9 protein-coding genes are annotated in these 12,563 nt (G+C 36.8%); 8 read left to right on the top strand and 1 reads right to left on the bottom strand.

Annotation, left to right across the window (positions count from 1 at the left end):
- Positions 1 to 39 precede the first annotated feature (39 nt).
- The 3 genes from H4J76_RS20265 (at position 40) to H4J76_RS05295 (ending at position 2,852) form a co-directional block, all read left to right on the top strand.
- Positions 40 to 249 carry a hypothetical protein gene (locus H4J76_RS20265; protein ID WP_182230218.1) on the top strand — a complete coding sequence of 70 codons (210 nt, stop codon included), beginning with the start codon at positions 40 to 42 and terminating at the stop codon, positions 247 to 249.
- A 67-nt stretch (positions 250 to 316) separates the two neighbouring features.
- A complete protein-coding gene (locus H4J76_RS05300) occupies positions 317 to 1,405 on the top strand; it encodes a hypothetical protein (RefSeq protein ID WP_182230217.1) in 1,089 nt (362 codons plus the stop codon).
- A 37-nt stretch (positions 1,406 to 1,442) separates the two neighbouring features.
- Positions 1,443 to 2,852, top strand: coding sequence for a hypothetical protein (locus H4J76_RS05295; RefSeq protein WP_182213780.1), 1,410 nt, complete (start codon positions 1,443 to 1,445; stop codon positions 2,850 to 2,852).
- A gap of 228 nt (positions 2,853 to 3,080) precedes the next feature.
- On the opposite strand, the gene H4J76_RS05290 is transcribed toward H4J76_RS05295, so the two are convergent.
- Positions 3,081 to 3,623: a DUF2780 domain-containing protein gene (locus tag H4J76_RS05290; RefSeq protein WP_182213778.1), complete on the bottom strand. Its 543-nt coding sequence runs from the start codon at positions 3,621 to 3,623 to the stop codon at positions 3,081 to 3,083.
- Between the two features lie 598 nt (positions 3,624 to 4,221).
- Between H4J76_RS05290 and hemE the strand changes: the two genes are divergently transcribed.
- The 5 genes from hemE (at position 4,222) to H4J76_RS05265 (ending at position 12,497) form a co-directional block, all read left to right on the top strand.
- Complete coding sequence (hemE, locus tag H4J76_RS05285; protein ID WP_182222449.1) at positions 4,222 to 5,289, top strand: uroporphyrinogen decarboxylase; 1,068 nt, start codon at positions 4,222 to 4,224, stop codon at positions 5,287 to 5,289.
- A gap of 159 nt (positions 5,290 to 5,448) precedes the next feature.
- A complete protein-coding gene (locus H4J76_RS05280) occupies positions 5,449 to 8,016 on the top strand; it encodes an EAL domain-containing protein (protein ID WP_182230216.1) in 2,568 nt (855 codons plus the stop codon).
- Between the two features lie 195 nt (positions 8,017 to 8,211).
- A complete protein-coding gene (locus H4J76_RS05275; protein WP_182230215.1) occupies positions 8,212 to 9,870 on the top strand; it encodes a M28 family peptidase in 1,659 nt (552 codons plus the stop codon).
- Between the two features lie 120 nt (positions 9,871 to 9,990).
- Positions 9,991 to 10,833, top strand: coding sequence for an HDOD domain-containing protein (locus H4J76_RS05270; protein ID WP_083278183.1), 843 nt, complete (start codon positions 9,991 to 9,993; stop codon positions 10,831 to 10,833).
- Positions 10,834 to 11,072: 239 nt separating this feature from the next.
- Positions 11,073 to 12,497, top strand: a complete 1,425-nt coding sequence (locus H4J76_RS05265; RefSeq protein ID WP_070375723.1) for a sodium-dependent transporter — start codon at positions 11,073 to 11,075, stop codon at positions 12,495 to 12,497.
- Positions 12,498 to 12,563: the final 66 nt, after the last annotated feature.

Genomic DNA, 12,563 nt, shown 5'->3' with positions numbered 1-12,563 from the left:
CTTAACTGGTTTACAAAAAGAAGGCGGATGAAGGTCCGTGTGAGAAGGCCTAATTACATTGACTCAGCTAACGATGTAACTTCATTTAATGGCAGTGGTATTGGCTTGTTGACCTTAAGCGAAGATAACCAAACCATCACCACAGAAATCATACAACAAAAGGAAAAGTTGTTCGCTTTGAGCAACTCTTGTAATACGGCAAAAAGCGACAAGCAACTTGAACTCAATATTGAACAACTATTTGATTAGTTATTGATTAGTTGATACTTTATATTCAGTTTAGACATAAACGTTAATGTAAAATGGAATTTATCTAATGGCTATTTATCAAAGAATTTTTATAGTAGGATTACTTTTTTTACTCGTATCGTGTAGTCCAACGAAACATAGCGAAGCCTTGCAGGCATATCAGCAAGCTAAGCAAGAACTCAACCTCACTCACTCAATCACCGCATTAAAAAAACTGGTTCAACTAAAACCCTCACAATACCAAGCTGAATTAACGCTTGCCGAAAAAGCGCAAGATAAATTAATAGCGGCACAAGTTCACCTTGCTCAGGGCGATTACTATTTAGCTTATCTGTTAAGTCATGATTCTCATCAGCACTTCCCCAGTACCGAAAATAAAAAAGTATTAATACAGGCAGCTAAAAAGTTAGTGCCGATAATAAAAATAATGCAATTTATTAGCGAATCATTTACTAGTCGGCCAACAGATCTACCTGAAATTTATCAGGAATGTCTTAATCGACCTGTTGATGACTGGGACTTAATAAAGGTTAATAGCGTGATCAACCAGTTAACGCAAAGTAAAGCCAAATTAACCAAAGCGCTAAGTCGAATAAACAGCAGTGACCTCGAGTCAATACTACCAACAGGGTTTGCATTACAGCGTGGAATTAAAGCCCAACTAACGCTCATTGAGCGCGAGAGAGATTATCTACCTAAGCTCGCTAAGCACCTAAGTGCAAAGTTACTGATAGATTTAAATAAATCATTAACAGATAACACCATCGAACTGTTATCTATGTTTGACTCTGAAACGGCAAAAAGTAATAGCCAAGCCACTTTTATTGGCGCTAGAACAAATTACTCGTCCTATAAAAACCTAGTGGTTAACCTGTCTTTAGCGACAAACTTAGCTTCCGGTGATCGCCATGCAAGTTGGTATCAAGCATGGCAAACTATGGAGAGTGAGGTCCTTGATCCACAAGGTTTATTTTTAAATTATCCTCTTCAAGCAGAGCGAAGAAGTAAAAATATAAACCGCCACATCAATGTTAACGTTACTGAACCTTTACAAGCAAAGGTTGAAGATATTGATATTAATGATTTTTATTTACGCTACCCAGCCATCAATGCACTGACCAAAAAGTTAGTAATTGATAAAGCTATTTTATTATAAATATAAGTTATTCATGAATTATAGCGGAGTTACCTTAATGCACATTTTTCTAAAAATAGTTACCTTTAGTTGTTTTTTACTCTTTTCCTTGTTTGCTTTTTCAGCCGTTGAGGAAGTCGTACTGCCACCTATTCTTGACTACTACCCTAATTGTGAATACCAAGTCATTAAAGAAACGAGTGTTATTGGTATGGCTAAAGCGCAGCAAATGGCTAAAACTACCAAGAGATTATTAAATCAATTACAACAAAAAGCGATAGATGCTGGCGCCAATGGTGTGATTATCATCGATAAAAAAATAGAAGATATTAACGTTTTAGATGAAAAGGGTGGGCAACAACAAATACGTTTTTTTGCTAAGCTAATTGTGCAGTGTCAACAGAAAAAAGTAGCCCATGAAATGGGCACTCCACATGTCATCCATCAAAGATTTACCGCTTATAATCATGACGGTGTTAAAGCAAAAAGTATGATGACCTTCAAATTGACTTCTGCTGACTCTAGAGTTGGCCGGCCTGAAGTTATCAATACTGAGGTATCTTTGGCTAACGGTCTTTATGGCGTAAAGTTGGGCGATAGCTATCAACAAGTCATCAAAAAATTTGGTGAGCCTAATGTGCAATTAACCTTGCTGGCTGATGAGTTGATTATAGGTTACGGAAGACACCATTGGTTGCATTTTCAATTGGATAAATTAGTAAAGGTACAAAGTACTTTGCCATATTTATCAGCCAGTATTTTGAATAAAATTCCTTTACTTGATTTTTTTGATGCCAATGCTTGGAAGATCAACAATAAGGTCGGTCGAAAAGCACTTTTAGAGGAAGTTTATTCTGCATTAGCGTTAGATAAACCTTTAAATGAAAAGAATCAATTAGTCTTTAATAGCCAAGACAAGGTGCTAACACTAAATTTTATTGCCAGTAAAAATTCTCATACCAATGAAAAGAAATATACGTTGGGTGGCTTCTCTATGGAGCAAAGCAACTATAAAGAAAGTCGTATGCTGCCTTTTGATGATCAAGTGATTCAAAACGAGGCAATTACACAGGCGTATTTAGCCCTAGTATCAAACAAAGAGATAAACGTTAATAACCTTGCAGAGCAGCTTGGTGAAGCTAAAGGGCGGATAGTATTGCCAAGAGGGATCACTATCAATCTTTATAACCAACATTTAATGTTAAAGGTAAACGCTACTGAACTTGTTGAAATTCATTTGTTGGAAGAAGTCTTTATAAACGATAACGCTAATTCAAAAGCTATTTGGGCTTTGGGGGATTTTATTCAAGGGGGATCATTTGAACAACTTCAACAGTCTTTTCCTGACGATGCCTATGAAAGTAATTATGGTATCGAAATACCGTCGGTAGGGTATTCGTTATTTTTGCTCTTTGATGATTATAATAAGGGAAAACCCTTATATGAAGCGGTAATTAGCATATATTAATTACAGTCTAGCGTCGGTAGGGTATTCGTTATTTTTGCTCTTTGATGATTATAATAAAGGAAAGCCGTTATATGAAGCGGTAATTAGCGTATATTAATTACAGTCTATAATGAGTCGTTAAAGATCAATATTGAGTCGTTAAAAATCAATATTTGCTAATTTCACTGAAGTTCTGTTTTAGTAAACTCAGTGAAATTAGCTGCAGCGATTAGTCGCTAATAGATCAAGTTACCCGAGTAACTTGCCTAAACCTTGCGTTAATACTTGTTTTGCGTCTTGCCCTTGTGGAGTGTCTAAGTAGCTTTGAGCACTAGATACAAAGCTGCTTATCATTTCTGGATTTAAACCTAATGCTTCAAATTGCTTTTTTATATCATTAATAGACTTTAATGAATCACTGTATTGTGAAGCTTTGTCAAGTAAACCGCTTAAGCCTTTGCCAGAGCTAAGTTCGCTAATATCAGGCATTTGACTAACAAGTCCATCGACACCCGGTAATGATTTAGCTAACTGACTAAACTGTTCTGTTGAAACATTACTTTTTACGTAATTAAAGATAGCACCCATACCGCCAGCTGCTTGTTCAGTATTAACATTTAATGAATTTGTTAATTGTTCAACTAAACCTTCAGTGCTTGGCAATTTTACACTTTGCTCTTCAACTTCGCCCATTCCAACAAAGCTTTTTAAGCTATCAAACCAGCTAGTTTCCTGTGCCATAGCCGAACTGCTTAATGTTGAAATAGTTAATAAAATGATAATTTTTTTCATGGGGGATTTCCGTAATGATTAAAAGTTATTAATAAATTAAGGTAATTGTACGACATTTTACAGTTTAATAGGAGCAAATATATCGGTTAAATTGCTAGAAATTCACAACCAAAGAATAAGTTTTGAAGAGAGTTTAACTATTTATACAAGCGTGTTTATTCTTTACAGGACTTAACCATTGCCTATGTTCATAAGGCCTATTAACGCGATACTTTTCTTTAGGCAATAAAAAAGCCTTACAAAGTGTAAGGCTTGAATTGCTCGCTGTAGGTCTAGTTTATACTAGCTTCTTTTTAGTTATTTCTTTTATTATTATTATTTTTATTTGTGTACTTCTTTAACGCGGGGCAATTTATAACAAAGCGAAAAAGCTAACGCAACAACTTTAATAGAGCATTTATACCACGATTTTTTTCGTATAAAGTAACTTTTGTTACAATTAATTATGTTTATTGAAATTAAGTGACTGATTACTAATCGCTTATTGTTTTTATATCATAAATAGATCTAATTATTACAGCAACGAATTGATTTAGAACATAGACCCAAAAAATTGCTAATGGTAGAATGCGCGCATATAAAAATGGGAAGATACTTCATGACTGAATTAAAAAACGATACTTACTTACGCGCGCTTTTGCGTCAGCCTGTAGATTACACACCAGTATGGATGATGAGACAAGCAGGGCGTTACTTACCTGAATACCGTGAAGTTCGCAAAAACGCTGGCGATTTTATGTCGGTATGCCGCGATGCTGATCTTGCATGTGAGGTTACCATTCAGCCGTTACGTCGTTTTCCGCTTGATGCCGCCATTTTATTTAGCGATATTTTAACTATTCCTGACGCTATGGGCTTAGGCTTGTATTTCGAAACAGGGGAAGGGCCGAAATTTGAGCGTCCTATTACCTGTAAAGCTGATGTAGAAAAAATAGGCATACCCGATCCAGAAGTAGAATTACAATATGTAATGAATGCGGTACGTACTATTCGTAAAGAATTAAAGGGCGAAGTACCTCTGATTGGTTTTTCAGGTAGTCCATGGACATTAGCGACTTATATGATTGAAGGAGGTAGTTCAAAAGCCTTTACCAAAATCAAAAAAATGATGTTTGCTGAGCCAAAAACATTACACATGCTATTAGATAAGTTAGCGGATTCAGTGATTTCTTATTTGAATGCACAAATTGCTGCCGGCGCGCAATCTGTTATGGTCTTTGATACATGGGGTGGTGTGTTATCACCACGTGATTATAACGAATTTTCATTACAGTACATGGCTAAAATTGTTGATGGTTTAACTCGTCACAATGAGGGGCGTAAAGTACCGGTAACCTTATTTACTAAAAATGGCGGTATGTGGTTAGAGTCTATTGCGGCAACTGGTTGTGATGCAGTAGCGCTTGATTGGACCATAGATATTGAAAATGCTAAAGCCCGTATTGGCGACAAAGTTGCTTTACAAGGTAATATGGATCCTTCAATGCTTTACGCGCCATTACCTCGTATTGAGCAAGAAGTTGACAAAATTCTTGCCGGCTTTGGTGACGGTGGTACTGGACATGTCTTTAATTTAGGTCATGGTATACATCCTGATGTGAATCCAGAACATGCGGGCCACTTTATAGAATCAGTACATCGTTTAAGTAAGCCTTACCATAAGTAATATATTAATAGTTAAGCAATAAATTATAAAGGAGCCTTGTGCTCCTTTATAATAATGAGCTAACTCATTGCTAGTATTTTATTTCATCTAGTGGATATTTTGCTTAAATATCGTCATTATATAGAGTAAATTTATTACTCTCACCCCAAGTTGTAATGTATGACAGACCCTTTAAATAACGAACTTGATAAGCTGAACGAGAGCGATAGCTTGCTAGCAAAGGAAGCCATTTCTTTGCTAGACAAATACCGTAAGCTCGAAGATCGTTATACTGCACTTTTTAAGTTAAACCAGTTATCTCATGACTGTGCAGATTTAAGTATGTTTTATGGTCAAGTTCACCAATCCATTGCATCAGTGATGAGAGCTGAAAATTTTTATATTGCCCTTTATGACCAAACCCTTTCAACGTTAGAGTTCGTTTATGATGTGGATGAAAAAGATGATTATCCTCTAGGTAAGTCACCCCTTGAAGCATTTGAAGGTTCTATGACTTGCTATGTTATTGAAACGGCTAAACCACTCTTGGCGACCCCTGAAATTGTGACTGAATTAGAAATTAATAATTCAATCAAACGTCTTGGCTCCGATAGCACTGACTGGCTTGGTGTACCATTACTTAATGATGGTGTTGTTATTGGCGTTATGGCCGTACAAAGTTATTCCGAAGCACTCCGTTACCAAGTAGATGACCTTGAGCTAATGGAATTTACCGCTCAGCATATAGTTACCGCTATGACCCGTTTACACGACCATGAGCGTTTACAAAATGCGGTAAATTCTCGCACTCGCGAATTAATGAAGCAAATTAGAGAACGAGAAAAATCAGAACTATTGCAAGAGTCACTTTTCAAAATATCAGAGTTAACCAATGATGCTACGCTCCATATTGATGAATTTTATTCGATGGTTCATAATATTGTTGGTCAGTTAATTAACGCACAAAACTTTTATATTACTAAATATGATCAACATTCAAAAACACTAACTTTTGTTTATTATTTAGATCAAAACTCCACAAATGCAGCCGTCGACTCGCAGCCTAGGGTATTAGGGAATGGCTTTACCGAATATATTATTCGTACCGGTGAAACTCAATTACTTAATTACCCGAAAATGTATGCCTTGTATCAAGAAGGTGAGACAAAAGAGCCACAAAAAGAAACTAAATCTTGGCTGGGCGTGCCATTAATACATTCAGGTGTTGTGTTGGGAGCAATGGTTTTACAAAGTTATAATTTAGCAACAACCTTTACCGAACAAGATGCCGAGCTATTGAAATTTGTTTCTCAGCATGTTGCATCAGCGATCCAAAGGCGCGACATATTAGAAGTTGAACGACAGTCTCATATCCTTCTAGAGCAGCAAGTTAAGCTGCGAACTGTGGCATTAGAAGATGAAATCAAGCAAAGAAAACAAGCTGAAGAGAAGTTACAACATACGGCGTCGCACGATATTCTAACCGGTTTACCTAACCGTACTTTATTTATTAATTTATTAAACCACGCTATCGCCTGTCATAAACGAAAAGCAGATCTTAAATTTGCTGTGTTGTTTTTAGATCTTGACCGTTTCAAAGTCGTTAATGATAGCTTAGGCCACCATGCCGGTGACTTACTTTTACAAGAAATAGCCAAAGAGTTAAAAGTACTGGTCAGAGACAAAGACACTGTTGCTCGATTAGGTGGTGATGAATTTGTTATCTTGATTGAAGACCTCGAATCTAATCATGAAGCTTATGATATTGCGCAACGTATCACTGATTTTTTAGCGACGCCCTTTACTATTGAAAATCAAAGTATTTTTATTGGCACAAGTATTGGCGTGTTGTTTAATAATGAACGTTATGACAGTGCTGATATTATGCTCAGAGATGCTGATACCGCCATGTATCATGCAAAAGATAAAGGTAAGGGACGTTATGAAGTGTTTGATTCTAGCATGCAGAAAAAAGTGCAACATGCCCTGGAATTAGAAGCCGATATTCGTGATGGAATAGCCAATAGTGAATTTTCTCCTTACTTTCAACCTATCGTTGATTTAAAAACTGAAACTGTTGTTGGTTTTGAAGCACTGGCGCGTTGGCAGAGCAATAAGCGTGGTTTTGTTTATCCCGATGATTTTATCCCGTTAGCTGAAGAAACGAATTTAGTCATGGCGATTGATTTTCTTATTCTGGAAAAGTCTTGTCTACAGTTAAAACAGTGGGAAGCAATCTGTGGTCGTAACGATTTATATGTGAGCTGTAACCTCTATGGTAATCACTTTTTTAGTGCAACTCTGCCCGCAGATATTGAAGAAATAATTCAACGTGTGGGCATTAAACCTAGCCAACTAAGAGTCGAATTAACTGAGCGTGCTTTATTAGAAAATAGTGATTTAGTGCTAGAGAATATGAATACTTTAAAAGTGCTAGGCGTTAAAATTCTGCTTGACGATTTTGGTACCGGTTATTCAAGTCTTAGCTACTTACATCGTTTTCCTATTGATGTGCTGAAAATTGATCGCTCATTTATTAACAACGCTCATGAACATGATAATCATCAAGCAATCATAAAAACAATTATAGATTTAGCTACTAATTTGAATATGGGCACGGTTGGAGAAGGTATTGAAAACTTAGCCGATGCCGAACTACTAACGGCTATGGCGTGTCGGTATGGCCAAGGCTATTATTATGCTAAGCCTATGGCTGCGGCTGATTCTGAAAAATATTTACTCAAGTAGTTTATCTAAATAATACCACCACACCTTATTGGTATTAACAGTACTTTTCCCTTTGACCTGTCAGCTTTAATTGCCATTAGTGTTAACCAATAACTTTGTCACTATACTAGCGTTTTATTTTTACAATCATTATAGTGACGGTCGATATAAATCTACCGATCTTAAAAAAAATTAAGTCATAATATGAAAAAACCAATGAAATTTAAATTAATAGCCAGCGTAAGTTTATTAACTATCGCATTCTTATCTGCGTGTGGACAAAGCGAAAAAGCAACGACAACTGTTGCCGAAAAAGCACCACAAGTTAATGAAAACAATATTCGAGCTCACATAGAGTTTTTAGCCGACGATACATTGTTAGGCAGAGATACCGGCAGCGATGGTTACCAAATTGCGGCTAATTACGTAAAGTCATACTTCAAGCAATTAGGTTTAACGCCTATGGGTGAGCAAGCAGGATTTGAGCAGCAAGTTACTTTTCGTAAAGCGTTTCTTGAAGAAAATAGTGCTAAGTTATCGGTAATCAATAGCGATGGTGAAGTTGCGCTCACATTTAAAGATGCGTTTATTATGTCGGGCGACAGTACATCGACAGAATCGGCTATATCAGCGGAAACTGTTTTCATTGGTTACGGCGTTGTTTCTGAAGATTTTGGTTATAACGACTATAAAGATATTGATGTTGAAGGAAAAGTTGTTGTCGTCTTAACAGGCCGTCCAGACGATTTACCTTCAGAAGAAGGCGCTCATATTGGCTCGGGTAGTGAAAAATTAAAAAATGCTGTTAAAAATGGTGCTGTTGGTTTTATCACGATTCATACGCCAAAACGCGATGCAGTACGCACCTTTACTAAAACGGCTAGTTATGCCGATGCACCAAGGCTTAACTGGTTAGATAAAGACGGAATACCTTTTGGTAAACATCCCCAGTTGAAAGGCGGAGCTTATATCAGTGCCGAGTCTGCAGCGGTTTTATTTGTTGGTGCTGAGCGAACCTTAGCGGATATACTTAGCGACGATACAAACAATGTTGCCATTAAAGGTTTTGCATTAAAATCAACCGTTGAAATGGCCAGTAAAAGTCGTCATGAAGAGATCACTAGCCCTAATATCATTGCTGCTATTGAAGGAAGCGATCCAAGTCTAAAAGATGAGTATGTTGTTTTTAGTGCGCATCTTGATCATATCGGTCTTAGTAGTCATGGTGATGAAGAAGATAAAATCAATAATGGTGCGCTTGATAACGCTTCAGGCGTTGCAATACTATTAGAAACTGCGCGTTTGTTATCGGCTATGCCTGAAAAGCCAAAGCGTTCTATTTTGTTCGTGGTGGTAACGGCTGAAGAAAAAGGCTTATTAGGATCTAGTTATTTTGCAACAAACCCAACGGTACCTACATCAAAAATGGTCGCCAATGTTAATTTAGATATGCCATTAATTTTGTATCCGTTCGCCGATATTATTGCTTTCGGTTCTACACACTCAAGTTTAGGGCCTATTGTTGCGAGTGCTGCCGAAAAAATTAATTTATCGTTAAGTGATGATCCTATGCCAGAGCAGGCGTTATTTACTCGCAGCGATCATTACAGCTTTGTAAAAGCTGGTATTCCATCTGTATTCTTAATGACGGGCTTTAAATCTAAAGATCCTGAAATAGATGGTGGTGCGGTATTTGGTGATTTTCTTAAAAATCATTATCATCAGCACAGTGATGAAATAACCTTACCTATTCGTTACGATGCCGCGGCAAGTTTTGCCGAAGTGAATATGATGATAGGTTTAGAAATTGCTAATGGTGATAAGCGTCCAACATGGAACCAAGGTGATTTTTTTGGAAAAACTTTCGCTCAGTAAAACACCTCAATAGAAAATATAAAAACGCAGTGATGAAGATCACTGCGTTTTTTTGTTTTCTGTTTTAAAGCAACAAGCTACACTATTAATATTATTCTATAAAAAATGATTGATAACCCAATGGATGCTCACCAATATGCGCTTCAAGCCAATGGCTCTTTTGCGCTTCCCGATGCCTGCTTTAAAATTAAAGCCTTAATGGACAATGAAGATTCAAGCATTGAAGACTTTGCTAATGTGATCAGTGTCGATCCTTCGATGACTTCGCGTTTATTACAAATAGCAAATAGTGCGATTTATAGTTTTCCTGGCGAAATAAGTACTATTTCACGTGCCATTACCATTATAGGTACGCAAGCTATTTATAACATGATGTTAGTGGATGTTGCGGCAACCGCTTTTAAGCATTTTTCAAATCAGGCTATCGATTTAAAACGCTTCTGGCGAATGAGTATCTTTTGTGGCTTAGCGACTAAAAACTTAGCCATTAAAGCAGGTATACGAGATATTGAACGGCTTTTTGTTGCCGGACTCTTGCAAAATTTTGGTGAATTGATTGTCGCAAAGATAACCCCTGAGATTGCAAAAAAATGTGAAAAATATTCAGCAGAACAATTGCCTTGGGTATTACAAAAGCAAGCCTTGGGTTTTACTTATACTGATATTTCTGCCGAACTGTTAAAGATATGGCAAATACCTGAAAAAATCATTTTACCGATCCGTCACTTTAATGAAGCGAAAACTATTCAAATTAATAAAGATGTCAAGGTACTCTATTTAGCATCTCGCTTAGCTTTAGTTGATAGTCACCCTGATCAGTTTGATTATGATGATAGTGTTGATGAAAGCTTATGCGCGAATTTAAATATTTCAAGTGATGATTTAGCTCAGGCAATAGTGTTTGCGGCAGAAGAAGCGGAAAATATTCTTACTATTATGAATGGTGGGCTCTTCTCAAAATAGCAAAACGGGGCTGTACAGAAGCGTATCTTGCTAAATATATTATTTTTATTGTCTGTTTTTCAATGGTTTGGCTGGTTGTTGTCTAAGTGCAACTATATTTATACACTTAATTACTAATACCTTCGTTCTAAAAGAAGACATTAATTATAAAGCCTGCTAGCATCAGGCAATTCTTTTTTTCGTATAGTTAATAAACTATACAAAATATGCCCTACAAATAATTATAATTAAGGACATTTATGAGCGCATCGAGAGAGCAGTTTAGCTCTAAACTTGGATTTATTTTGGCAGCAGCAGGTTCTGCTGTTGGTATTGGTAATTTAGTTGGCTTTCCAGTAAACGCAGCTAAAAATGGGGGTGGCGCATTTTTAATCATGTATGCAATATTCGTATTTTTAATTTGTTTACCGGTAATGATTGCAGAAATGGCCGTTGGTCGAAAAACCCAAAAAGAACCTGTTGGCGCCTACAAAGCGTTAAGTGGCGGCAGTAGAGGTTGGGGTATCGCTGGTATATTCGGTGTCTTAACTCCCTTTATGATTGCGGTTTTTTATATGGTGCTAACGGTCTGGATTTTTGGCTATGTTGCATTAACACTCGCGGGTAAATTAGATTACTTAGCCAGTGGCAATGGTTTTGGTGAGTTCATCAACAGTCCCTATTTATTTGTTGCTATGTTTGCCGTAGCGGCTATTGTCAACTTCATCTTAGTGGCAGGTGTCAAAGAGGGCATAGAAAAAGCGGCAAAAGTTTTAATGCCAACATTATTTGTGATGTTGATAATTATGGTGGTTTACGTCTTAACACTAGAAAATGCTTTTGCTGGTGTGAAATTCTTTATTGTTCCTGATTTTGATAAAATTACTCCTTCAGTCATTAATGGCGCATTGTCACAAGCCTTTTTCTCGCTATCACTCGGTATGGGGATTTTAATTACTTACGGTTCATATATTAATAATAAAACCGACATAGTTAATTCTGCAAAACTGGTTGCACTAACCGACACCGCTGTTGCCTTTACTGCGGGTTTAATGATTTTACCTGCAGTGTTTTCATTCAACCCGAATGTTAACCCAGCGGAATTAAGTGACAGCTCAGTCTCATTGATCTTTACTTTTTTACCTAAAATATTTTTAGCATTACAAGTGTCGCTTGGTTATATTGGTGCGAGTGCTGTTGCGGCATTTTTCTTCCTGTTGGTCTTTTTTGCTGCAATAACATCACTGGTATCTATTATTGAAGTACCCGTTTCTTACTTAGTGACTGAAAAGAAACATAGCCGCAGAAAAGCTTTATCAATTTTAATGATTGTTGGTGGCGCGCTAACAGTCTTTGCTATGGTCTCTTTTGGTATGGTGTCATTCTTTACTGAATTTACCAGTTATGCTGGGGGCACACGTTCATTCTTTGACGTGGTTTATGATATTTTCTACGATACTATTTTACCGTTAAACGGCTTTTTATTATGTGTTTTCGTTAGCTATCGTTGGAAAAAGCATAACTTGTCAGAAGAGCTGGCTATTGGTAACGATACCTATAAAGGCTCTTGGGTAGAAAAGTACGTTAACTTTTCATTAGGCACTTTTATTCCAGTCATTGTCTTGGGTATTTTCTTGAATACGGTGACACAAAAATTCTTTGCTTTTAGTATTTTTGGATTTTAGTTTATTAATCTAGACTAAACAGGCAAACGATTTGAACGTAAAGCCGCATAATTTGTTATTATGCGG

This window comes from Colwellia sp. BRX9-1 (genome assembly GCF_014077195.1).
Taxonomy (GTDB): domain Bacteria; phylum Pseudomonadota; class Gammaproteobacteria; order Enterobacterales; family Alteromonadaceae; genus Colwellia_A.
Note: the sequence above shows the minus strand (reverse complement) of the source record. Positions and strands in the feature narration are given on the sequence as shown.

Excerpts from the sequence above, each read along its gene's own strand:
- H4J76_RS05300 (WP_182230217.1), top strand. The coding sequence starts at position 317 with ATGGCTATTTATCAAAGAATTTTTATAGTAGGATTACTTTTTTTACTC.
- H4J76_RS05295 (WP_182213780.1), top strand. The coding sequence starts at position 1,443 with ATGCACATTTTTCTAAAAATAGTTACCTTTAGTTGTTTTTTACTCTTT.
- H4J76_RS05290 (WP_182213778.1), bottom strand. The coding sequence starts at position 3,623 with ATGAAAAAAATTATCATTTTATTAACTATTTCAACATTAAGCAGTTCG.
- hemE (WP_182222449.1), top strand. The coding sequence starts at position 4,222 with ATGACTGAATTAAAAAACGATACTTACTTACGCGCGCTTTTGCGTCAG.
- H4J76_RS05280 (WP_182230216.1), top strand. The coding sequence starts at position 5,449 with ATGACAGACCCTTTAAATAACGAACTTGATAAGCTGAACGAGAGCGAT.
- H4J76_RS05275 (WP_182230215.1), top strand. The coding sequence starts at position 8,212 with ATGAAATTTAAATTAATAGCCAGCGTAAGTTTATTAACTATCGCATTC.
- H4J76_RS05270 (WP_083278183.1), top strand. The coding sequence starts at position 9,991 with ATGGATGCTCACCAATATGCGCTTCAAGCCAATGGCTCTTTTGCGCTT.
- H4J76_RS05265 (WP_070375723.1), top strand. The coding sequence starts at position 11,073 with ATGAGCGCATCGAGAGAGCAGTTTAGCTCTAAACTTGGATTTATTTTG.